Here is a 23,057-nt window from a genome sequence, read left to right as displayed (position 1 = left end):
GGCGGGCAGTTGCGTTCATTAGTCAAATTTCTACTGGTTAAATTTGGGGTATTATATGCAGGATGAACTGATCATTGAGCCGGGTAAAGCAGAGAAAAATTACTGGGCCGATTTATGGCGTTTCCGGGAGCTTTTTTACATTCTTAGCTGGCGGGATATCAAGGTGCGTTATAAGCAAACGGTAGTGGGTGCTGCCTGGGGGCTGGTGAGGCCCTTGCTCACTATGCTGATATTTACTTTTGTGTTTGGGAAGGTGGCGAACTTGGAGGTGAAGGGTGGAGCCCCATATCCTATTATCGTGTTTGCAGGATTGCTTCCCTGGCAGTTTTTTTCGGCGGCCCTGACGGAGGCCAGTAATAGTTTGATCGGTAATACCAATCTGATCACCAAGATCTATTTCCCACGACTGATCATCCCTGCCAGTGCGATCATTGTGAGTCTGGTTGATTTTGCTATCTCTTTCGGACTGCTGTTGGCGGTCATGATATTTTACCAATACCTGCCTCCAATACAAATATTGATGTTGCCGGTGTTCATCGTACTGGCCTTTCTGGTTGCATTTGGTGCGGGTTTATATATTACGGCCTTGAATGTCAAGTACCGTGATTTCCGGTATATCATTCCTTTCATTGTTCAGTTTGGTCTGTATGTGACGCCAGTTGGTTATAGCAGTACGGTAATTGCTGAGAAGTATGGTGAGCAGGCGCGGTTTTGGTATTCGATGAACCCTGTTGTGGGTGTTATCGATGGATTCCGGTGGTGTATTACTGGTGAGCCCATTTATGTGCCGGGTCTGTTGCTTTCGATCGTTGTTTGTTTTATTTTTTTATGGTTAGGCATCTGGTACTTCCGTAAAACGGAAAAGTCGTTTGCTGATAATATTTAATATTCATGGCCGCTCCCGTAATAAGTGTTGAACAGGTATCTAAAAAGTTTCTGATTTCTCATGAGGCTCCCGAGCGTTACAAGTCGCTACGGGATGTCATTGCCAATAATGCTAAAAAATTGGTGGGCAAAAGCAATCGCAATGGTCATTTGTCCCGAGAGGAGTTCTTTGCGTTGCAGGACGTCAGCTTCGATATACACCAAGGAGACCGTGTTGGCATTATTGGCCGGAATGGGGCCGGAAAAAGCACCCTATTAAAGATATTGAGCCGGATCACGGAGCCTTCGCAAGGGCGTATCCGTATTCGTGGCCGGGTTGCCAGTTTGCTGGAAGTAGGTACTGGATTTCATCCTGAGCTCACGGGGCGTGAAAATATTTTTCTGAATGGAGCTATCCTTGGCATGAGCCGGGTTGAGATTCGCAAGAAGTTTGATGAGATTGTAGCTTTTGCTGAGGTGGAGAAGTTTCTTGATACGCCGGTAAAGCGTTACAGCAGTGGTATGTATGTGCGCCTTGCCTTTGCAGTGGCTGCCCACCTGGAGCCGGAGATATTGGTCGTAGATGAAGTGCTGGCGGTAGGTGATGCACAATTTCAGAAAAAGTGTCTTGGGAAGATGGAAGATGTGAGTAAGAATGAAGGGCGCACTGTGCTGTTTGTAAGCCACAATATGGGAGTGATAGCGCAGTTGTGTAATAAAGGTGTGATGCTTAGTAAAGGAAAGGTGGAGTATGAGGGAAATATTAAAAATGCAATCGACAAGTATATCTTCTCTGCTTTGGAGGCTGAGGTGTATCAGCCAAAGCCATCTAACAAATCAAACTATTTCTCTAAAATTTATACCACTTCTGAAAATGGAGAGATAGTTAGTGACTTTCCATTTGACGAACATATTGTATTGAATTTTGAGTTCAACCTGCAACAGCAGGTGAATGATCTTGTTGTTGGAATAGGTTTAAATGACAAGTATAACAACAGAGTTTTTACAGTTTTTCAAGATGTGTCCTACTTTTCTCAGGGAAATGGTAGCTTTCTTGGAAAGCTTACCTTGCCGAAACAGCTCATTGCTCCTAATATGTATAGCTGGGATTGTGCAATATGGGTTCCCGGATCAGATATCTATGATATGCCGAGAGGTATATGTCCGATTAAAATCCATGACAACGGCACCGACCTGGCGAGGTTTGAAGGGACAGATTACGGAAATATTATATTACAACCGACATGGTCAAGAGGTTAATTCAATATCTCGCATATCAGGTATATAGTGTTGGTAGGATAGAGTTTGAAAAAAGGGACTATCTAAAAATGCGGCAGTCGCTTTTGGGAAAAGTAATATTTACCGAATCGACAGATTTGAAGGAAGCCACAGTTCACTATAATCAGGAGGCTGAGAATAAAATTAAAATTGGCCGGGACACAATAATCAGAGGGGAGTTACTCGTATTTAGGCATGGTGGAGAGATTGGAATTGGGGACCATTGTATTGTTGGGCATGGTTCCCGAATCTGGTCATCGAAAAGTATAAATATTGGTGACCGTGTTTTGATTGCGCACAACGTGAATATTCATGATAATGTGTCGCATCCACTCGATTCTAAGGAACGTCATGAGGATTTTGTTCATATTGTAAAGCACGGCCTTCAGAATAATGTGAATTTGAAGGAACAAGAAATTGTCATTGAAGATGATGTTTGGATCGGGTTTAACGCCACTATTATGAAGGGCGTTACAATCGGGAAAGGTGCCATTATTGGTGCCAACACTGTTATTACAAAAGATATTCCTCCATATGCTGTCGTTGTCGGAAATCCGGCACGAATAATAAAACAAACTACTTAAAAAGTATTGGATGATCAGCCGAATAAAGAAGTTCCTTAAGAGAAATAGTGCTTATATCAACCGTATACCTGAGATTGAAAAGCATTTGAACTCGCATTTCAAAAGTCATAAGGTAAATCTGGGCCAGATTCAATCCCAATTGAATAATCAAAAAGAGAAGATAAATAATCTTGAAGAGGTTGAATTTCAAGTCTTTTCGCAATGGGGGGATGATGGGATCATTCAATATCTTGTAAATAAACTTGACATACCTAATAAAACATTTATTGAGTTTGGTGTGGAAGACTACCGCGAGTCAAATACTCGGTTTTTGTTGTATAATAATAGCTGGACTGGCTATGTTATCGACGGCGATCCCGCAAATGTTGACCAAATTGTAAAAGATCCTATCTCGTGGGCCTGTGAATTGTATGCTGAATGTTCTTTCATCACAAAGGAGAATATCAATGATCTGATCGGAAAGGTTGGTTTTGAAAAGGAAGTGGGTATTCTTAGCGTTGACATTGATGGCAATGATTATTGGGTCTGGAAGGAGATTGACGTTATTAATCCCGTGATCGTCATAGCCGAGTACAATAGTATTTTTGGAGTAAACACTTCCTGGACATTGCCTTATAACCCGTCTTTTGTTCGGACCAGAGATCATAAGATCATCTACTATGGAGCCTCTTTAAGGGCATTGTGTTCAATAGCAACTGAAAAGGGGTACACCTTTGTAGGATGCAATTCCAAAGGAAACAATGCTTATTTCATCAGGAACGATAAGATGAAACCTTGTATTTCTGCCAAGACACCTCAGGAGGGTTACGTGAGGTCAAAATTCAGAGAAGCCCAATTGAATGGAAGTTGGGTTACAGGCGCGGATAGAATTAAGATCATGGAGGGGCTTGATATTTATGATGTGGAAAGTGGGATAATTAAAAAGATTGATCCGTCTATTGTAAAATATGTCTGATACCCTAAATCCTCAGATTTGAGAATACTAGTATTAGGTTCTGAAGGTTTTATCGGAAAACATGTTATCCGCTTCTATCAACATTTGGGGTGGAATATCTGGGGCGCAGACTTGTTCGAAGCAGCTTCGGCAGATTATCCTTATGTAAAACTTTCCAGATTGTCGCCAGAACTCGATGATCTGCTGGAACAGCAATCATTCGATTACTGCATCAATGCTGCCGGTAGTGGTAATGTGTCTTACTCGGTCAGCCACCCGCTGATTGATTTCGAAGCCAACGCACTCGACGTGATCCGACTGCTGGATGCTATCCGGAAACTACAGCCTCAGTGCCGCTATGTACAAATGTCCAGCGCAGCTGTCTATGGTAATCCCACAGTACTGCCCATCCGGGAAGATGCCCCCTGTATTCCCGTTTCTCCTTACGGTCATCATAAATGGATTGCCGAGATCATCTGTCGCGAATACGCTACCATTTACAAACTGGGGATCGTCATTGTTCGCCCATTTTCTGTATATGGTCCCGGTCTTAAGAAGCAATTGTTCTGGGATCTTTACAGGCGCTATCTCGACAACCCAGCAGTACTGGATGTATGGGGCACCGGCCAGGAAAGCCGTGACTTCGTCTTTGTTGAAGACCTGGTAGCAGCTATTCACACTATCATTCTTAAGGATAATTTCAACTGTGGTGTGTACAATATTGCATCCGGTCATGAAACGACCATTGCGGAAGCTGTTTCAGGATTATTTGGCCATGTCAATAGTAATACGTCCATCCAGTTCAACAACAAAACCCGGGCGGGCGATCCGCTGAACTGGCGGGCAGATATCAGCCAGCTACTTTCGTTAGGCTACCAGCCTTCTTTTGATTTTGCTGCAGGAATTGAAAAACTCGCCCAGTGGTACAAAAGCCTGAATTAATCGCATTTGCTCAATATAGATTGGGTGGTGTCCAGAATTTCTACTTCAATATTCTAAGGCACCTGGATCCCGACCAATTCGATCTGTTGTGGATCTTCGACGATTCATCGAACAAAGACAATGCACGTCTGCCTCAGCCCTACGGCATTTGCCAGGAGATTGTGTTTGAAAGCGATCATCCCCGTTTCGAAACGGCTTATGATAAATTTAAAGGGTTGGCGAAGCATATCTCTAACCGGCCGGGATTGGTGCTGACCAACTTCTTTCTCGAACTGAGTACGTTGCACACCAATCCCCGTAGCAATAAGACGATCTATTTTATATGTCATGATGAACTTTACCTGAACCAGGCGAAGGAATATGGATTCCTGATCGATGTGTTCATTGCCCATAACCCGGTATTCTACCGGTCGTTGATCGAACTGTTTCCCGACCGTAAAGAAAACATCTTTTACTTACCTTATGGGGTGAGCCTTCCTTCATTTCAGCGAAAGCCGACTCCCGAAGGGCCTCTACGCTTGATCTATGCTGCACGCCATGTGAAAGAAAAAGGCGTGGATGATCTTCCGGAGATCATCGAATTGGTTGAAAAAGGATCAGCGGATGTTTATTGGACGATCCTCGGCGATGGTCCCTGTTCGGGTGAATTGAAAGAAAAACTTGCTTCCCGCAAGAATGTACGCTTCCTCAATCCGAAAGGAAATGATGAGGTACGCAATATTATGGCAGAGCAAGATGTTTTTATCCTGCCTTCTTACCTGGATGGTCTTCCGGTAGCCATGCTGGAAGCCATGAGTGTTGGCTGTGTGCCTGTATTGTATCAATTCAACAGCGGCATCGTTGAAATCATCGATCCCGGTACCGGGTTTGTGACTGCGTCTGGTGACAAAAAAGCTTTTGCTGCTGCCATTTTGCAACTTTCAAAGGATGCTACACTGCTGGAAACCATGAGTTTGGCATGTCGGCAAAAGGTAGCAAACGAATACCGGATCGAGGATTGCGTAAAACGATACGCTGAACTGTTTTCCCGGTATGCAGCATTGAAGCGTCCGACAGGGAAAAAATTTATTGCTTATGGCGGTTTGCTGGAGCATCCGATGGTGCCTTCTTTTATCCGTAAGCAGGTCAGAAAAATTAAGACAAGATTTAAATAGCGCTATTGCATGAAGATTCCGGGCCTGGGCCGGCTGGCTAAGTGGTATTCCAGAAAAATTGGTACCCATAATTTTTCGGGGTTTAAAAAAAATATTGACAAGCTGATCAAAGGAATTCCTGCGGATGCAGTTTCTCTGCCCGTCGATATCGTTTCCTTTTCAGGCTCTAAAACACTGATCGAGCAATGTTACTCTACCTTGTCGTTTTACTATAATGTAGGAAGGCCGCAGTCGTGGACCATATACTCCGATAAAAGCCACTCTCAACTGGAGATCGATTTTTTACAACAGATACCAGGCGTGCAGGTGAAAGCCTGGGATAGTTCTTTGGAGGTACGCATCGAGGCACTTTTTGAGTTTGGTAAATTTAGTATTTGGGGCAACAGGCTGCATGCCTATCTTAATCATCCCATCCAGCGTACAACTATCTTCACCGACTCGGACATGCTTTTTTTTCCTAGTTTTCGGAATTTTTTGCCAGTCATCGGGTCCGGTAGTTGGTTTATGCCAGATTCTTATCCGCACCTGGATGCCTATTATTTCAAGCAGTTTGGGGAAAGCCAAGGGCCATTTGTGAATGCTGGTTTTCTGATCTTCAATAAGCGCCCATCCTGGGAAGTGGCAGTTGATTATATCATTAACCGGCCAGACCGGACGAGTTGGGAACATTTTACCGAGCAGGCCGCAATTCACCATATGTTCAAAACCGATGGTCATTATCACCTCCTGGATGAAAACAGCTTTATTCTGAAGGGGTCGGATAGTTTTAAGTTCGGTACCGATTATAAGTCAGAAGACATTGCCGTAAGACATTATGTTTCGACAGTACGGCATAAGATGTGGCAGATGGACTGGAGAAAAACATTGACCGGGCTATGAGGATACTGCATTGCCTGGATCATTATATGCCCATGCACATGGCAGGGACGGAAATCTATGTGCACACACTTGCGCAGGGGCAACAGCAAGCTGGTCATGAAGTGGCCGTTCTGATCCCTCATTTCGAATTTTACCATCCGGGCGTTTTTAGGCACAGCTACGAATATGATGGAATTACCGTACACCAATACCAGGAGTACGGTGATCCCCGTAACCGGGCGTTGCAATCTGGAAAACGGGACGAAGCGAGCCTCAGGCCTTTTCGTGAAGTGCTGGAATCGGTGAAGCCGGATATTATCCATTTTCACGAATTCACACGTAGTATCGGACTAAGCGTACATCACCTGCGTGTGGCCAAATCGACCGGTGCCAAAGTTTTTTTCACGATGCACTTATCTGGCTATACCTGCAATACGAACAACCTGATCCGGGGCAAGGAACTTTGCAACGGAAAGATCCAGGAATATGGTTGCAGTGTGTGTAGCCTGAAGACTTTTTTCAACTTTCCCGGCGTACTGGCTACACCAATTGCAGGTGCAGGCATGTTGTTACGATCAATGGGATTGACGGGAAAAATGCCGGCTGGTAAACTAACTACCCTACTCTCCATGCCGGCTGCTATTGCGCGCATTAGCCGGGAGTTGATCGCCGTGTCGGCAGTGACCGATAAAATGATCACGCTCAGTGAATGGTATAAACAAATGCTGATTGAAAATGGCGTGCCGGCTGATAAAATAGCTGTCGTACCACAGGCGTTATCCATTACCGGAGCCGCCAGGCCAGCCACCAGGAATTTATTACCGGTAAAGCCGTTGCGCATTGTTTTTGTGGGCCGTGTACAACATCAAAAAGGTGTACATCTGCTTGTGGAGGCCATGAAAGCTTTTACAACCGACCAGGTGACACTCGATATATATGGCAAGGAGGAGGATACCGACTATTACCGTCAATGCAGGTCGCAAAGTCAGGATATGACATCAATTGCCTGGAAAGGGCCTATTGCCCGCGATCAGGTGTTGACCATGCTTGGCCAATACCATCTGCTATGCCTTCCTTCCGCGTTCTCCGAAATGTCGCCCCTGGTTGTGCAGGAGGCTTTTGCAGCCGGGATACCTGTATTGGCCAGCCGTGTATATGGGAATGCCGAGCAAGTGAAGCATGGATTCAACGGCTTGCTGTTCGATTTCAATTCGTCGGCCAGTTTGCGCCAACGGATCGCCCAGGTAGTCGGGCATCCCGAACAACTGGAACAACTTAGAAACAATATTATACCTCCCCGTACTTTTGATTGGGTAAGCGCCGCTTACCTGCAGTTGTACAACTAAGACTTTTCCTGCTGATGAAAGTGCTTATTATTATGGATCCAGGTATTCCTGTTCCGCCTAAAGAATACGGTGGTCATGAACGCCTGGTGTATATGTTTGCCATGGAATATCACCGCATGGGACATGAGGTGACGTTGCTGGTAGGCGAGGGATCACATTTTGAGCATGGTAAAGTGATCACCTTCGGAAAAATTGGCTATCCCAAGCCCAAGATCGAGGGTGTCAAAGATATCTTCCGATGCTGGCGTAAGTTGCTGCCCATTTATAAGCAATTTGACCTCATTCATAATTTTGGCCGGCTGGCTTATCTGCTGCCGATTCTCAACCATCCGGTTAAAAAGATCATGACCTATGGTCGGGAGATCAGCGGGGGCAATATCAAACGTATTACCCGGCTGCCTCATAAGAACCTGGTATTTACAGGTTGCAGTACAGACCTGATCAGCCGGGGAGGGATTGCCGGCAGATGGGAAACCGTTTACAATGCCATCGAATTCAATAAATATGGTTTGCAGGAACAGGTGTCTGACAATGCGCCTTTTATGTTCCTCGGCCGGCTGGAGCGGGTGAAAGGCATCCACCATGCTATTACTGTGGCCAAAAAAACAGGTAACCGGTTGTTGATTGCCGGTAATATTTCAGCTCTTCCTGAAGAAAAGGCTTACTATGAGCAGGAGATACTTCCGCATGTCGACGGTCAGCAAATAAGGTATCTCGGTGCGCTCAATGACGAGCAAAAGAACGAATACCTGGGCACTTGCAAAGCCCTGTTGTTTCCCATTGACTGGAATGAACCATTTGGTATGGTGATGGTGGAAGCGATGGCCTGCGGTACGCCGGTGGTTGCTTTCAGTAAAGGTTCTGTTCCTGAGGTGGTAGATGATGGAATCACCGGTTACAAGGTCAATACTGTCGAGGAGATGATCGACGTATTGCCCAAGTTGTCCCGTATCGACAGGAAACGTTGCCGGCAACAAGCAGCCGATCGCTTCGATGTTAATATTGTTGCCGCTCACTATTTAAACTTATTTTGATGATCAGCTCGATAAGATACCTCCTGCAATCACCCTACAACAAGCAGCACTTTGGATTTGCCATGTATCGTTTCTTCCTGTGGAAATTTATCCGTGCTTTCAAAGTGAAGGATTACCAGCTTTCTATCTGGAACGACAAAAAAGTGAAGATCCATTACGATTCCGTACAATCAATGTGGTTGATGTACAATTACTGGGTTGACTGGGAAGAATTTCATCTGATCAAGGACGTATTGAAACCGGATGACACGGTATTCGATATCGGCTCCAATATTGGGTTGTATACGCTATGGATCTCGAAGTACGTTAAAACGGGAAAGATCCATTCCTTCGAACCAGATACCAACAATCATAGCCGGTTTGAAAAGAACGTAGCACTCAATGGTGTTCAGAATGTGGTTGTGATCAATAAAGTTGGCGTATCAAATAATACGGGGACTATTTACCTGACCCAGGATCGGGATGTACAGAATCACGTAGTGTATGAGAAGACTGCCAACTCCGTAGAGATCAATACCATTACCCTCGATGAATACTGCAGTAAGAACAGGGTAGAGCACATCAAATACCTCAAGATCGATATCGAAGGATTTGAAATGCTGGCTTTCAAGGGGGCTGAAAAACTGCTGAAAGAAGGTAGGATTGACATTATTCAGCTGGAGATCAACAATGCGCTGGCCAACTCGGGCGTTACTGAGCAGGAGCTCATCACTTATCTGAAGTCGTTCGGCTACTACCTGGCCAGGTATGATATCGAGCAAAAGAAGCTGGAAAGGATTGAATTCACGCCGGAGCGTGAGAACTATTTTGCAGTACGGGAAGCCATGACGATTAAATAAGCTGTTATCAAAAAGAAGATCGTCATCGTTACTTCCGGCCAGCCATCGGCCAATCCCCGCGTGGTAAAAGAGGCGACAGCATTGAATGATGCTGGCTATGCCGTCACCGTGGTGTATGTGCCTTTATCGCCCTGGGCAGATGCTTTTGATAAGGAGCTATTTGCCAACAAGCCCAGCATCAACTGGGTCAGAGCGGCGAAACATCCAATAGAGCATCCCTTTCATTATAAATATATACGCCTTCGAAGAAAAGGCAACGAGTGGTGGTCGCGTTATATGCCTTTAGGGGATAGACACTATGAAAAGGTGTATGTATTGTATTCGCAGGAACTGGTAAAGGTTGCGCGAAGTATTCAAGCTGATCTTTATATCGGCCATAATCTGGGAGCTTTGCCAGCCGCTGTCCAGGCTGCCCGGAAGTGGAAGGCAAAAGTAGCTTTCGATGCTGAAGACTACCACCGTGGTGAGTCTGCCCCGGGATCCCTGCATTACAATATGGCGGTTGCTATAGAAGACAGCTATATCCCTGCCCTCGATTATCTTTCAGCTGCAAGCCCACTGATTGCCCAAAAATATCAATCCCACTATCCGGATAAAAAGACTATTGTTCTGAACAATGTATTCGGAAAGCAGTTTTTGCAGTCTCCTGCGACGGCTGATGGAGAGGCTGTAGGGCTTTTCTGGTTCTCTCAAACAGCAGGAACCAACCGTGGTCTGGAAACGGTAGTCGAGGCTTTAAACCTATTGCCGCAATTCAACTGGTCGCTGACCATCCTGGGGCAATGTTCGGATGGTTTCAGACAGCAACTACTGGGGCTTTCCTCCATGCCTGATAGAATTGTTTTTCATTCTCCGGTTGCTCTGGGGGAGATCTTCCCCATAGCAAGCTGTTTTGATATTGGGCTGGCTACCGAGGTTCCTTATTGCGAAAACAGACGGATCTGCCTGACCAATAAATTGTTTACTTATTTGTTAGCCGCGAATTGTATTGTGGCGTCGGATACCGAAGCTCAACAGCAATTTTTGCACACTTACGCTGGTGTGGGACTTCTATACAAACATGATCATATTCAGGATCTGGCCGATAAGCTGACACTGTTGATGCAAGACAAGCATTTATTACGTTCGTGCCGGCAGCGAGCCTATGAATTGGCTGACGGGCAGCTGAACTGGGAAGTAGAATCCATTAAACTTTTGGATACCGTCCGTTCTGTGCTTTTGTGACATGAAGAGAGTGTTGATCATATCGCCTCATTTCCCTCCGGTTAACAGCGCCGATATGCACCGGGTGCGGCAGAGCCTGCCATATTTTCGTGAGTTTGGTTGGGAGGCTGTTGTGATCACGGTCAAGGAGGAATTCGTCGAGGCGTATAGCTTGGATCCCTTGCTATTGAAGACTATTCCGGAGGATATTGTTGTACACCGGGTGAGTGCGTTTGAAGCACAAAAGACGAGAAAAGTTGGGTTGGGTAGTCTTTCCATGCGATCATTTTTTCAAATGAGAAAGAAGGGAGATGAATTGTTGAGCAGCCAGTCTTTCGATCTTGTTTTTTTTTCTACGACTGCATTTCATGTGATGGCCCTGGGCCCGCGTTGGAAACGCAAGTTCAAGGTGCCATTTATCCTGGATATTCAAGATCCCTGGAGGAGCGATTTTTACCTGGACAAACCCAAATCTGAGCGTCCTCCGAAGTTCCTGATTTCCTATAATATCGATAAGTTTTTAGAAAGGCGTACAGTTCCCTATGCCGATGGCATCATCAGTGTGTCGGAAGGATATTGTGATACTTTTATAGAACGGTATCCCGGCATGACCCGAGAGCAGATGGAAGTCATCACATTCGGAGCTTCCGATCATGATTTTCAGATTGCCCGGCAACACATCCATTATTCGGATAAAGTTTCATTACCGACTGATAAGATCAACATTGTTTATATCGGAAGGGGGGGGCATGATATGCAGTTTGCTTTGCATATCATTTTTGGCGCAATACAAAAAGGCCTGCAAGAAAATCCTGCATTGTTTGCCAAGCTTCATTGTTGGTTCATAGGTACCAGTTATGCACCTGCCGGCCAGGGCGCCAGGACTATTCTGCCTGTAGCACAGTCATTCGGTGTAGGTGAAATGGTGACCGAAATCCCTGACAGGATACCTTACTTTGAGACGCTTTACCTGCTGCAGCAAGCCAATTTGCTGCTCGTACCCGGATCTACAGATACTGCTTATACCGCCTCAAAAATTTATCCTTATTTATTAGCAGAAAAGCCGCTGTTGGCCGTTTTCTACCAGGGAAGTAGTGTCGTGAAAGTGCTGCATGATACGGGGGTAGGAGTTGCCGTGATATTTGATCACGAAAGCCGCGCCGCCTCCAGTTATGTGGATACTTGTTATGCTGCTTTGTGCAACTTAATACTGAGTCAGACAGTTCCATCAAAACCCGACCAGGCCGTCATGGACCAGTTTATGGCACGTACTAAAACCCGTCAGTTGGTGGATTTTTTTAATAGGATAACTAATTCGTAGATGTTCAATATCCAATATCCAGCTAATGCACCAGTTGCCCGAGAGATACGGTCGATTGAGCTATTACGGGGGCTGGCTTCCCTAATGGTGTGCGTATTTCACCTGAGCAACGGGAATACCGCTTTTTTGCCCGATAGCAGTCCGATCAAACGGATCGGCGAATTTGGGTGGGTAGGTGTAGAGATCTTTTTTGTGATATCGGGTTTTGTGATTCCCTACGCAATGTATACCAAACGGTACCAGATGAGTAGTTTCTGGACCTTCCTGAAGAAAAGGGTGATACGTATCGAACCACCCTATCTCGTTTCTATCGTTCTGGTACTTATTCTTGGATTTGTCAGTACGTTATCGCCTTACTACAAGGGTGCCCCTTTTGTCGTCGATTGGGCCAATGTATTTAGTCATCTTGGCTACCTGAATATTTTTACCGGTGAGGCCTGGCTGAACCCCGTATACTGGTCGCTGGCGATTGAATTTCAGTATTACCTGTTGATCGCTCTTGTTTTTGGTTTGATCATATCACCCAACGTTGCGGTCCGGGTCGCTTTCTTTACCGTATTTGCGGCGCTTTCCTTCCTGCCCGTTGGTCCCAATAAATTCATCTTTACTTATACGCCCTATTTTATTGCTGGCATTCTCCTGTTTCAATATTTCTGCCAGGTGATCGGCAGCCGGGAGTTTCTGGTGATGGTTATTCTAAATAGTCTATTGTTGCTGTACAGCCAGGGTATCGGTCTGACAATGGTCGTGTTGGCGACGCTGGCAGCTATCCAATACGTAAAGCAGGTGCCTCGTTTGCTGCGTAACCTGGGCCTCATCTCCTATTCGTTGTATCTTATCCATGTGCCCATTGGGGGCCGGATCATCAATATCAGTGCGACGCTCATCACCAATCCTTTGGTACGGGAATGTATGGTGTTCGTTGCGATCGTCATATCCTTACTCTTCAGTATAGGGTTTTACCGATTCGTTGAAAGAAGATTTAAACAGCTATCTGCCAGCATCAGCTATTACCAAACTGGTAAACAGTTGGAAGTAGTGAGCCCGGTTAAAGAAAGCCTGTGAGCAAGATGAGCCTGGCCATTCAGAAAATCGTCGCCTGGATAAAAATAGGTCCTATGAAAAGAACAGGTAGTACAAGCACATTGAAAGCAGCCCATTGAACTTTGATGAAAAGATTAGCCATCGTTAGTTCTCATCCTATCCAGTATAATGCACCCTGGTTCAGGCTCCTGGCGAACGAGCCTGGGATTGTATTGAAAGTTTTTTATACCTGGGAGCAGGCGGCTGCCGGATCAACAATGGATAAAGGTTTTGGGCGGATGATTACGTGGGATATACCGCTCCTGGAAGGATATGAACATGTTTTTGTGAAAAATGTGTCTGCCGATCCCGGCGTTCATCATTTCAAAGGTATCGTGAATCCCGGATTGATCAGCGAGATTGAATCCTGGGGCGCTGACCTGTTGCTGGTGATTGGCTGGAGCTTTCACAGTCACTTGCGTTGCCTCCGGCATTTTCACAAAAAAATTCCCGTTTTGTTCCGGGGCGACTCGACGCTGCTCGATGAGGTGCCAGGTGTCAAAATGTGGTTAAGGAGAATCTTTCTGACCTGGGTATACAGGCATGTGGATCATGCTTTGTACGTGGGCACCAATAATAAGGCTTACTTTAGAAAGCATGGCATGAAGGAAAAGCAACTACTACTTGCTCCCCATGCAATCGATAATACGCGTTTTGCCGGAGTAGGTAATGAATATGACGAAGCTGCAATAGTATGGCGAAAGGAGTTGAATATACCAGACGATGCCCTGGTATTGTTATTTGCCGGTAAGCTGGAGCGAAAGAAGAATCCATTTTTTTTACTAGATATAGCTGCGAAGGTCAATGACGAACGACTCTGGATTATTTTTGTAGGAAATGGCGAATGGGAAACTTCCTTAAAAGAGGCAGCCAATGGCCTACAGCGTGTGGTGTTCATTGATTTTCAGAATCAGCAGAAAATGCCCGTGGTATACAGGCTGGGAGACGTTTTTATATTACCCTCGGTTGGCCCCGGTGAAACTTGGGGCCTAGCGGGTAACGAAGCGATGGCTAGTCATTCCCCGGTCATGATGTCCGGTAAATGCGGTGGAGCAGTAGATCTGATCATTGAAGGGAAAAATGGAATGGTGTTCGAACAAGGTGACGTCGAAAAATGCAGCTTATTTATCAGTTCATTAATAAACGATCGAAAGCTGGTGCGACAAATGGGAAAAATGTCAGCTAATCATGTCGAAAATTTTTCGTTTACCAAAATTATCCACCCATTGATCCAACTTTCTGCTAAAAACTAGTACAACATGAGAGGCCTCGAACTTTTACATTTAGTAAAGTATTTTTTTAAGGTGGATGCTCCCAACACCCAGACATCCAAAAACGAACGGGCGGCTATCGAACGCTATGCCAAGGATGCCAATCTCGCTATTGAAATAGGCGTTTTCGAAGGAGTGAATACCGTGGTGATCGGTCAGCATATCAAGCCAGCGGGTAAGTTGTATGGCATCGATCCCTTCTTCAAGGGAAAACTTGGGGTGTGCTTTCATAAGTATGTAGCGAAGCTGAATTTGAAGCGTCATAAGGTCAACAAGAAGGTGGTGCTGATCGAAAAGCTCAGCGGTGACGCCATTTCAGATGTGCCAGCCAGCTGCGATTTTATTTTCATTGACGGTGATCACTCCTATGATGGGATCAAAAAAGATTGGGAGCAATATTCCCTCAAAGTACGGCCCGGGGGCATCATCGCGCTGCATGATACAACTGTTCCGGAATTTGATCCGGGTCGTGTAGCGCTCGGCTCGATTGCTTTTTTTAAGGATGTCATCGTTCACGACAAATCTTTTGAAAAGGTGGAGACCATCGATTCATTGAATATCATGAGACGAATAAGTTAACACGCATGCCGAGAAAGATCTTGTTTTTTGTTGGAGGTTCCTATGTGTCGGGTGTTGAGATTATTACCCTCCACCTTATCAGCGAGCTTAAAAAGAATGGCAATCAGGTACATTGTATCATAAGTGGGTGGAATGACGGCGTGTTCAAAGCTAAGTTGAAGGAGCTAGGCGTTGGTTATGATGAGGTAAAACTCGGATGGATCTATATTACCAGGCCCCAATGGACCTGGGACACAATACGGCACTATCCCTCTGCGGTAACCACTTGTCGAAAGGTAATGCGTGATTTCAATCCGGATGTTTGTCATTTCTGTTATTACGGTGTGATCGTTATGTTATATCCTTTTTTAAAGGAGAACTGTGTATTTGGTTTACACGACCCGGATCAGCCTACCTTTAAGAATAGATTTTTTTACGGAATTATTAAAAGGAAGGCGAGCATTCTTACAGGCGTATCGCGGTATATAGTTGGGTCATTAAAGAACCTGTCGATACCAGAAGAAAAGATCCGGCTTATTTATAACGGCGTGCCACCCAAGTCAAACCAGGCTCCTGCTGCCATTGGCAGCAAGCTTTCGTTTGGCATCATTGGGCAAGTGGTTCCGTGGAAGGGGCATGAAAACCTGATTGAAGCGGTTGGGTTGCTGGTTCGTGAAGGGCATTCCGGATTTGAAGTGTCGATCTTTGGGAATGATAAAAACGAATATTCCGTTAAGTTGCGTCAACTGATCGCCGAAAAAGGCCTTGATAGCTATTTTATCTGGAAAGGTTTCGAGGTAGACCAGGAGAAAATTTATAAGGCTGTAGATGTGGTGGTGGTACCCAGCCTATCACAGGAGCCCTGTTCGCTGTCGATCATTGAGTCGATGATGTCGGCCAAAGCGGTGATCGTTTCGGACCGGGGTGGCAATATAGAACTGGTGGAGCATGATCAAACAGGTCTTATATTTCCGGCTACCAATCCGGTGTCGTTAAAGCAACAGATGGAATTGTTGCTGCTTGATCGTGGGCAAATTACCCGGCTGGCCGCGGCTGCCTATCGTAAGGCTTCATCGGAGTTGACGGTGTCCAGAATGACGAAGGAGTACGAGTTGGTGTATGATGAAGTTATTAAAACCGTTTTGAATTGACTGGTAATCCGCTTTCTCCCAAGGTATTGACAGGCCCTACCGTTTTTTCGTTGCTAATATTGGCAGCGGCACTGGCTTTATTCACAAGAAATGGGCTATATACCGGTCTATGCGTGGCAACTATTGTTGCTATTTTGGCCATTTTATGGAAATCCAACAGGCCCGGAATTTTCATCTTTGCTTTCTTGTTCCAATGGCTGCAGGTGATTACCTACGTTTTTTGGGTGAATGGCTACAATAAGGATATTTCTGGATTTTCTGCCAATGGACCAATGGCTGTGCTGGCAGGTTGTGTCGGACTATTGTTCATGGCAGTGATCATACATTTTACGATCAACAATATACCCATACCTACGCTGGCTCAGCTAAGGGTCGAAGCTGAAAAGATCAACAGCAAGCGGTTGCTTGTCGTTTATATTGTCGCGACGGTTTTTCTTACTTCGATTCGTTTCTTCTTTGGTGATGCTGGCGGAGCCGACCAGGTGCTGGTGACTATTTCATCCTTGAAATGGGTCTTTTTCATGATGTATGGCTTTATGGTATGGCTTACAAAGAAGAATAGAGTGGTCTTTGTTGTCATCATCTTGTATGAGTTCGCCTCCTCTCTTACATCCTATTTCTCGAATTTCAAGGAGGTGCTGCTTTTTGCGATCATCATTTCGTTGACGTTCGTTAACAATATCAGACCCAAGCAATTGATTTACGGACTGCTGGCTGGTGCCTTGTTGATCTCTTTGCTGCTTACCTGGGCAGCTATCAAGAACGACTATCGCCAGTTTGTAAATAAAGGACGTAGGGAACAGGTAGTCGCCGTTGAGCGTTCCGAAGCAATCTCGAAAATGCAGAGTCAGGTCGCTGACCTGAGCTGGAAGCACTATAAGATGGCCATCGATCTCTCTTTATACCGCGTTCAATACCTGCATAACCTAAGTCTTTCTATGGATCGGGTGCCCTACCTTATACCGTATCAGAACGGCGCTGTGTGGGGCAAGAATATTTCCTTTGTTATTTCTCCCCGGATCATTTTTCCCGATAAAGGGATATACAATGCGTCGGAGAAAGCACGTATGTATTCCGGCCTTAAGTATACTGGCCTTAAAGAAGGCTCTTCCTTCAGTCTTGGTTATTTTGCCGATAGTTATGTCGATTTTGGTTACGTGGGCATGTATTTGCCGCTTGGTTTGTTGGCCCTTTTTGTTGGTTTGATCTACCGGACCTTTTACAGCATGAAGGCGTTAAATTTGCTTTTCCGCTTTGGTATTATCAATATCACCTTGTATAATTTCATTTCTTTCGAGGCCGATGGGTTATTCCTGTTTGGTCGTTTACTGACCAATTATATTGTCTATACTGTTTTGTGTCTAACGTTTTTCCCCCGCTTACAGCGTTGGATATATAAAAAGGCCTGATGAAAGTTTGTTTTGTTTTCCGGAAGCCTCAGGCTGGTTATTTCAGCATTGAAAAGATCTTTCAGCAAATCGCTGAATTGCTGGGTAAGACTGTGCAGACCGAACAGCAGTTTGTGCCCGGTTCGCGGGTCACACCAAGGGATATGATCCGTAACTGGCGGTTTGCACTTCAATTAGAAGCTGATGTGTATCACGTTACGGGCGATGTACATTATTTGGTGTTGGGTTTGCCCGGCAAAAAGACAATCCTGACCATTCATGATTGTGTTTTTCTTCATACAACGAGTGGCATCAAAAGAAGCGTTTTGAAATGGCTGTTTCTGGACTTACCGGTTCGGCATTGTCGCACCATTACCACCATTTCGGAGAAGTCACGGCAGGAGATCATTCGTTTTTCCGGCTGTTCACCGGAGAAAGTCGTAGTGATCCCGAATCCGGTTAGTGCAAATTTTATTCGGGCAGACAAGGTGTTTAATAGTGATCAACCTGCTATTTTATTCATTGGTTCAACGCCCAATAAGAATTTGATAAGAGTGATTGAAGCTTTAAAGGGTATTCATTGTCTGCTGACCATCATCGGAAAGGTTGATGCGGATAAGGCGGCACAATTAAAAGCAGCCGGTATTCCGTATAGATCTCTTACTGGTATTTCTGAGCAGGAGTTGGCCAACGAATATGCGGCTTGTGACCTGGTTTTGTTTCCATCTACCTATGAGGGATTTGGCCTGCCCATCATTGAGGCACAGCAGTCTGGCCGTGCTGTTATTACGAGTGCTATCAGTCCGATGAAAGAGGTGGCTGGAGACGGAGCTTGCCTGGTTGATCCATTCGATGTGACCGCAATCAGGCATGGCGTTCAGAAGGTCATTGACGATGCGGGCTATCGTAGAACATTGATCGAAAAAGGGCTAGGTAATGTTAAACAATATGAAATAAGTTCTGTGGCGGATAAATATTTGAGTGTATATCAGAACGTTGTACGATGAATGGTGTCTTATTTAATATGTTTTTAATTCCGGCTGCACAGTCATCCCTTCGATTTTGTGTAATATGCGCCCGATACCCATTCACTTTTTTTGTATTGCGCTACAAGTTCTCTTGTTTACTCTATAAGATAATCTTGAAAAGTGCCGGTGTATTCCTCCTAAATCCGATACCGACTTGGAATTCTAAAGTTAGAATGTCGTTATCTTATGAGCTTATTTCGTCGCATTATCTCAGGAACAAAGGTTTTCGCCGCAAGGAGAGGGAAATATGTTTTAATGTTTCTCAACGGATTTTTGCTGGCTTCCCTTTTTTATTTCTTTACTGAAAAGCAATACGAAAAGAAGGTATTCACTTCTCTCGCTCAATACGTTTATGCGCAAATGCCCGAAGGTTCTTCGTCGGCCATACAAGAAGATAGTTTACTGATCAATAGCGTTCATCTTATACATCGACTCGGTGTCGACCGCCTGGCTATCTTTGGCGATCGGCCTGTGAAAGGTGTTAAAGCCGAAATCATCCAGCCTGTGGGTGTAGATCTGATGACTGCGCAGGGAGCTTGTGGAAGTCACGCGTATATGCTGGCGAGGCTGCTACAGGAAATGAATGTGGATGTAAGGATCCCGCAGATGACGGTTGATGGTCAAAGTGCCGGTCATATCATCGTGGAGGCCAAAACATCACACGGTTGGGTAGTGCTTGATGGGTTAAGCAATGCTTACTTTAAAAAGCCGGATGGAATGCTGGCTGGTTTTGCAGATGTGCAGCAGAACTGGGCATCTTACCAGCAGCAGGTGTCAGCAGATTATAACATGGCTTACCGGTATGAAAGTGCGCGGTATACGAATTGGGACAAAATCCCTGTGATCATGCCCCTGATTAAAAATGTAATGTATTGGACGATGGGGCGTGAAGAAACAGATAGCTACTCTATCAGGAGCCTGGGATTAAATAAGTACGGTGTATTCTTTAACATAACGTTGTGCGCATACCTGCTGGTGATCCTTTTTTCTGTCAATGTTATCATTAAGCAGCGGCACAGGAGGCAGGATTCCACTGCCGCCATAAAGCCCGAAGAGCCAGTACATGCTTCGGTATCGGCATGATTAAATAACGTTTCCTCTCTTTTCGGTACTACTTAATCAATTTTATCGTTGTTAACGTTTACCCGGAACCCGGTTCCGAGCTACGTATTGCGGCTATATTCATTTAACCTTTTACGACTATGTGCGGCATAGCCGGTATACTTCATTTCAAACAACCAGCGGCCGACCGGTCGCTGATCAAAAAGATGACGGATGCGATGGCACATCGTGGTCCCGATGCTCATAATGATTTTGTGGAAGATGGGGTGATGCTGGGGCATCGACGACTTTCGATCATCGATCTTTCTACAGCTGCCAACCAGCCTTTTGCCGATCATTCAGGGCGTTACGTCATCGTATTCAACGGGGAGATATACAATTTCCTGGAGATCAGGCAACAGCTTACGGAGTATCCTTTTTCTACAAATGGCGATACGGAGGTCTTGTTGGCTGCGTACCTCAAATGGGGAGCTGACTGTCTTCCTTTGTTGAAGGGTATGTTTGCTTTTGCCATTTGGGATCGCAGGGACAAGGTATTGTTCGTTGCGCGTGACAGGATGGGCGTTAAGCCGTTATATTATTTTGTAAGCGATCACCATTTTCTTTTTGCGTCAGAGGTGAGGGGTGTACTTGCAAGTGGGTTGGTGCCCAATAGTATCAACAAAGCAGCAGTCAGGGAATTCCTGAGCTTTCAGTCGATTGGATTTCCCTTGTCGATCGTTGATCACATCGTTCAGCTGGATGCAGGCTCCTGTATTACGATTCAAGATAAAAGGATCACGGCGAAGAAATACTGGGATATAACCCAAACACCCGTCGCTGCTAACTATGGCGATCGTCAGGAAGTTTTGCAGCATATCCGTCGGTTAATGCGCAACTCAGTGGAACGGCGCCTGATAAGTGATGTGCCGATTGGCGCGTTCCTTTCTGGGGGTATCGACTCAAGTGCTGTGGTGGGCCTCATGGCGGAGATAAGCAGTTCCCGTCCCAATACGTTTACCATCGGTTTTCACGAGAAAGAATTTGATGAATCGGATTATGCTGAACAGATAGCCCGAAAATTCAATACAAACCATAGCCAGGTATTGCTTCATCCTTCTGTTTTCCTGGATGAACTTACCAATGCTCTTGATGCAATGGATATGCCCAGCGGCGATGGTGTCAATACTTACGTGGTATCTAAAGCCATTCGGCAGAATGGACTGACCGTAGCATTATCAGGTGTTGGTGGTGATGAATTGTTTGCTGGCTATCCCTTCTTTAAACAATACTTGCAGCTTAGGAAGCTGCGGTCTCTGTGGAATATAAGTGGCCCAGTGCGATCGGCAGCAGCTGGCATATTGAGGCTTAAGGCTTCCAGCAAAGCTGACAGGATGCAGCAATTGCTGAAAGCGCCTGACTGCTCTATTGCTTCTTTCTATCCTGAGTTTCGGCGCATCCTGTCGTCAGGGCTGATGTCCCGGCTCACCCATCTCGACTCGTCCACAACAGCCCTACAGCAAAATCTGTCGGAATTGAGGGGAAATTTTGAAAGATTTCCCGACCTGGGGCAGGTTTCCATTGCCGAATACCTTGGCTATACCCAACATACCTTATTGAAGGATACCGATCAGATGAGCATGGCAGTATCGCTGGAGGTTCGTGAGCCATTCTTTGATCATGATCTTATCTCATATGTGCTTGGCATACCCGATGAGCTGAAGTTTCCCCATACGCCCAAAAGCCTTCTGGTGGATGCTCTGCAGGGATTGCTGCCGCAGGAAACCGTGCATCGCCGTAAACAGGGCTTTTTGTTTCCCTGGGCCGTGTGGATGAAGAACGAGTTGTTTGAGTTCTGTGATCAGCGATTGAAACGTATCGGCGAACGCGATTTTATCAAAGGCAAAGAAATACTCGCCTACTGGAAAAGATTCCAGCAAGGCGACCCCAGCGTCCGGTGGATGGAGCTGTGGCTTTTTGTGGTGTTGGAGTACTGGATGGAGAAAAATAGCAGTAATTAATTGCCCTGTATGAACGATCTGCGTAGATCTATTTTGGTTTTTATCGATTGGTTCGATCCGGGGTATAAGGCTGGCGGACCGATACGATCAGCGGTGAATTTTGTCAAGCACATGCAGTCTGATTATGACGTGTATGTTTTTACGGCCGACCGTGACCTTGGCGCAACCGAGCCTTATGAAGGCATAAAGGCGAATGAATGGATCAATTATGATCAGCGGGTATCGGTTTTCTATTGTTCACCCGATCGGTTGAGCATGAACACGGTAAAAGGGGTACTCGACGAGGTAAACCCTTCTGTGATCTATCTCAACAGCATGTTCTCCAGGTTCTTTACCATCTATCCATTACTTGCAAGTCGTCAGAAAGGCTGGCCTGCCAGGGTTGTACTGGCCCCTCGTGGCATGCTCAGATCCAGTGCGCTGCAATTCAAATCGCTGAAAAAGAAGATCTACCTGTCATTATTCCGGGTGTTGGGCTTGAGCCGACATATCAGCTTTCAGGCTACTGACGACACCGAGTTTAAAGATATTAAAAAGACTTTTGGTCAAGAGACCGAAACGGTTTTGGCGCCCAACTGGCCCGGTTATATTCCTCCCTATCCAGGTAGTTTGCCCAAGCTGCCTGGTCAGCTGAATGTATTGTTTGTCGGCAGGTTGCATCCGATCAAAAACCTGGATGTGCTGCTCACCTGCCTGCAGCCCGTGCAGGGCAATATTGTATTGACGATCATAGGCAATGAGGAAGACAAGGGCTTTGCTACACGCTGCCGGGATATCGCTGAAGGTCTTTCAGCCGGTATCCGGGTCGATTTCCGGGGAGAGATACCCAACCATAAATTACCAGCAATCCTTGCAGAACACCATATTTTTGGCCTTCCTACGCAGGGAGAGAACTTCGGGCATGCAATTTTTGAGGCGTTGGCGGCCGGAAAGCCAGCCCTGATCAGTGATCAGACGCCCTGGCGCCAACTGTCGGCTGCCTATGCGGGTTGGGATCTTTCGCTGGCCCACCAACAACAATTTACCGCGGCTTTGCAACAGGCAACTGCATTTGGGCAGGAAGAATACGACAAGTGGTCGAAAGGTGCCTGGCTGTTTGTTCAGCAAAAAGTTAATATTCAGGAACTCAACATAATTTATCAAAAGCTATTTAATTAAA

Annotated in this window: 20 protein-coding genes and 2 pseudogenes; all 22 read left to right on the top strand. The window is 45.6% G+C overall.

The features are described from left to right. The first annotated feature begins 55 nt into the window (after nt 1-55). Nucleotides 56-886, top strand: a complete 831-nt coding sequence (locus P2W70_RS06340) for an ABC transporter permease (protein WP_276480598.1) — start codon at nt 56-58, stop codon at nt 884-886. A gap of 5 nt (nt 887-891) precedes the next feature. Next, on the top strand, nt 892-2,124 hold the full coding sequence (locus P2W70_RS06335) for an ABC transporter ATP-binding protein (protein WP_276480597.1): 1,233 nt from the start codon (nt 892-894) through the stop codon (nt 2,122-2,124). Beyond that, nucleotides 2,109-2,435, top strand: a pseudogene (locus tag P2W70_RS34425) (hypothetical protein); the annotation flags it as partial. The gene P2W70_RS06335 and the pseudogene P2W70_RS34425, both read left to right, overlap by 16 nt. Nucleotides 2,436-2,567: 132 nt before the next feature. Next, nucleotides 2,568-2,717 (top strand): annotated as a pseudogene (locus P2W70_RS34420) (DapH/DapD/GlmU-related protein); the annotation flags it as partial. Between the two features lie 19 nt (nt 2,718-2,736). Next, on the top strand, nt 2,737-3,681 hold the full coding sequence (locus P2W70_RS06325; protein WP_276480595.1) for a hypothetical protein: 945 nt from the start codon (nt 2,737-2,739) through the stop codon (nt 3,679-3,681). Between the two features lie 18 nt (nt 3,682-3,699). Continuing rightward, a complete protein-coding gene (locus tag P2W70_RS06320; RefSeq protein WP_276480594.1) occupies nt 3,700-4,602 on the top strand; it encodes an NAD-dependent epimerase/dehydratase family protein in 903 nt (300 codons plus the stop codon). Beyond that, complete coding sequence (locus P2W70_RS06315) at nt 4,581-5,756, top strand: glycosyltransferase family 4 protein (protein ID WP_276480593.1); 1,176 nt, start codon at nt 4,581-4,583, stop codon at nt 5,754-5,756. Before P2W70_RS06320 ends, P2W70_RS06315 begins: the two co-directional genes overlap by 22 nt. 9 nt (nt 5,757-5,765) lie before the next feature. Next, complete coding sequence (locus P2W70_RS06310) at nt 5,766-6,635, top strand: hypothetical protein (protein WP_276480592.1); 870 nt, start codon at nt 5,766-5,768, stop codon at nt 6,633-6,635. After that, entirely contained in the window at nt 6,632-7,960 is a 1,329-nt protein-coding gene (locus P2W70_RS06305; protein WP_276480591.1) for a glycosyltransferase, read from the top strand. The genes P2W70_RS06310 and P2W70_RS06305 overlap by 4 nt, the downstream gene beginning before the upstream one ends. Before the next feature lie 14 nt (nt 7,961-7,974). Then, complete coding sequence (locus P2W70_RS06300; protein ID WP_276480590.1) at nt 7,975-8,994, top strand: glycosyltransferase; 1,020 nt, start codon at nt 7,975-7,977, stop codon at nt 8,992-8,994. Continuing rightward, complete coding sequence (locus P2W70_RS06295) at nt 8,994-9,833, top strand: FkbM family methyltransferase (RefSeq protein ID WP_276480589.1); 840 nt, start codon at nt 8,994-8,996, stop codon at nt 9,831-9,833. Before P2W70_RS06300 ends, P2W70_RS06295 begins: the two co-directional genes overlap by 1 nt. Before the next feature lie 60 nt (nt 9,834-9,893). Continuing rightward, nucleotides 9,894-11,057 (top strand): glycosyltransferase family protein, encoded by a 1,164-nt coding sequence (locus tag P2W70_RS06290; RefSeq protein ID WP_276480588.1) that lies wholly within the window; start codon nt 9,894-9,896, stop codon nt 11,055-11,057. A 1-nt stretch (nt 11,058) separates the two neighbouring features. Beyond that, nucleotides 11,059-12,357 carry a glycosyltransferase family protein gene (locus P2W70_RS06285; RefSeq protein WP_276480587.1) on the top strand — a complete coding sequence of 433 codons (1,299 nt, stop codon included), beginning with the start codon at nt 11,059-11,061 and terminating at the stop codon, nt 12,355-12,357. After that, nucleotides 12,358-13,422, top strand: a complete 1,065-nt coding sequence (locus P2W70_RS06280; protein ID WP_276480586.1) for an acyltransferase family protein — start codon at nt 12,358-12,360, stop codon at nt 13,420-13,422. Between the two features lie 104 nt (nt 13,423-13,526). After that, nucleotides 13,527-14,693 (top strand): glycosyltransferase family 4 protein, encoded by a 1,167-nt coding sequence (locus P2W70_RS06275; RefSeq protein WP_276480585.1) that lies wholly within the window; start codon nt 13,527-13,529, stop codon nt 14,691-14,693. 6 nt (nt 14,694-14,699) lie between these two features. Beyond that, entirely contained in the window at nt 14,700-15,290 is a 591-nt protein-coding gene (locus tag P2W70_RS06270) for a class I SAM-dependent methyltransferase (protein WP_276480584.1), read from the top strand. 5 nt (nt 15,291-15,295) lie between these two features. Continuing rightward, the gene (locus P2W70_RS06265; RefSeq protein WP_276480583.1) at nt 15,296-16,420 is read left to right on the top strand and encodes a glycosyltransferase; all 1,125 of its coding nucleotides are present in this window, start codon (nt 15,296-15,298) and stop codon (nt 16,418-16,420) included. Nucleotides 16,421-16,623: 203 nt separating this feature from the next. Further along, nucleotides 16,624-17,829, top strand: a complete 1,206-nt coding sequence (locus tag P2W70_RS06260; protein WP_276480582.1) for a hypothetical protein — start codon at nt 16,624-16,626, stop codon at nt 17,827-17,829. Next, nucleotides 17,829-18,815 carry a glycosyltransferase family 4 protein gene (locus P2W70_RS06255; protein WP_276480581.1) on the top strand — a complete coding sequence of 329 codons (987 nt, stop codon included), beginning with the start codon at nt 17,829-17,831 and terminating at the stop codon, nt 18,813-18,815. Before P2W70_RS06260 ends, P2W70_RS06255 begins: the two co-directional genes overlap by 1 nt. Before the next feature lie 207 nt (nt 18,816-19,022). Then, on the top strand, nt 19,023-19,919 hold the full coding sequence (locus P2W70_RS06250; protein ID WP_276480580.1) for a hypothetical protein: 897 nt from the start codon (nt 19,023-19,025) through the stop codon (nt 19,917-19,919). A gap of 119 nt (nt 19,920-20,038) precedes the next feature. Then, a complete protein-coding gene (gene asnB, locus P2W70_RS06245; protein ID WP_276480579.1) occupies nt 20,039-21,898 on the top strand; it encodes an asparagine synthase (glutamine-hydrolyzing) in 1,860 nt (619 codons plus the stop codon). Nucleotides 21,899-21,907: 9 nt separating this feature from the next. Continuing rightward, the gene (locus P2W70_RS06240; protein ID WP_276480578.1) at nt 21,908-23,056 is read left to right on the top strand and encodes a glycosyltransferase; all 1,149 of its coding nucleotides are present in this window, start codon (nt 21,908-21,910) and stop codon (nt 23,054-23,056) included. Nucleotide 23,057: the final 1 nt, after the last annotated feature.

The sequence above is a fragment of the Paraflavitalea pollutisoli genome, assembly GCF_029360705.1.
GTDB lineage: Bacteria > Bacteroidota > Bacteroidia > Chitinophagales > Chitinophagaceae > Paraflavitalea > Paraflavitalea pollutisoli.
This window is presented reverse-complemented; position numbering and strand designations above follow the sequence as displayed.

What these genes read in the sequence shown, in the direction of transcription:
- P2W70_RS06300 (WP_276480590.1), top strand. Translation starts at nt 7,975, where the DNA reads ATGAAAGTGCTTATTATTATGGATCCAGGTATTCCTGTTCCGCCTAAA.
- P2W70_RS06250 (WP_276480580.1), top strand. Translation starts at nt 19,023, where the DNA reads ATGAGCTTATTTCGTCGCATTATCTCAGGAACAAAGGTTTTCGCCGCA.
- P2W70_RS06240 (WP_276480578.1), top strand. Translation starts at nt 21,908, where the DNA reads ATGAACGATCTGCGTAGATCTATTTTGGTTTTTATCGATTGGTTCGAT.
- P2W70_RS06275 (WP_276480585.1), top strand. Translation starts at nt 13,527, where the DNA reads ATGAAAAGATTAGCCATCGTTAGTTCTCATCCTATCCAGTATAATGCA.
- P2W70_RS06265 (WP_276480583.1), top strand. Translation starts at nt 15,296, where the DNA reads ATGCCGAGAAAGATCTTGTTTTTTGTTGGAGGTTCCTATGTGTCGGGT.
- P2W70_RS06280 (WP_276480586.1), top strand. Translation starts at nt 12,358, where the DNA reads ATGTTCAATATCCAATATCCAGCTAATGCACCAGTTGCCCGAGAGATA.
- P2W70_RS06335 (WP_276480597.1), top strand. Translation starts at nt 892, where the DNA reads ATGGCCGCTCCCGTAATAAGTGTTGAACAGGTATCTAAAAAGTTTCTG.
- asnB (WP_276480579.1), top strand. Translation starts at nt 20,039, where the DNA reads ATGTGCGGCATAGCCGGTATACTTCATTTCAAACAACCAGCGGCCGAC.
- P2W70_RS06255 (WP_276480581.1), top strand. Translation starts at nt 17,829, where the DNA reads ATGAAAGTTTGTTTTGTTTTCCGGAAGCCTCAGGCTGGTTATTTCAGC.
- P2W70_RS06295 (WP_276480589.1), top strand. Translation starts at nt 8,994, where the DNA reads ATGATCAGCTCGATAAGATACCTCCTGCAATCACCCTACAACAAGCAG.
- P2W70_RS06310 (WP_276480592.1), top strand. Translation starts at nt 5,766, where the DNA reads ATGAAGATTCCGGGCCTGGGCCGGCTGGCTAAGTGGTATTCCAGAAAA.
- P2W70_RS06305 (WP_276480591.1), top strand. Translation starts at nt 6,632, where the DNA reads ATGAGGATACTGCATTGCCTGGATCATTATATGCCCATGCACATGGCA.
- P2W70_RS06270 (WP_276480584.1), top strand. Translation starts at nt 14,700, where the DNA reads ATGAGAGGCCTCGAACTTTTACATTTAGTAAAGTATTTTTTTAAGGTG.
- P2W70_RS06325 (WP_276480595.1), top strand. Translation starts at nt 2,737, where the DNA reads ATGATCAGCCGAATAAAGAAGTTCCTTAAGAGAAATAGTGCTTATATC.
- P2W70_RS06340 (WP_276480598.1), top strand. Translation starts at nt 56, where the DNA reads ATGCAGGATGAACTGATCATTGAGCCGGGTAAAGCAGAGAAAAATTAC.
- P2W70_RS06285 (WP_276480587.1), top strand. Translation starts at nt 11,059, where the DNA reads ATGAAGAGAGTGTTGATCATATCGCCTCATTTCCCTCCGGTTAACAGC.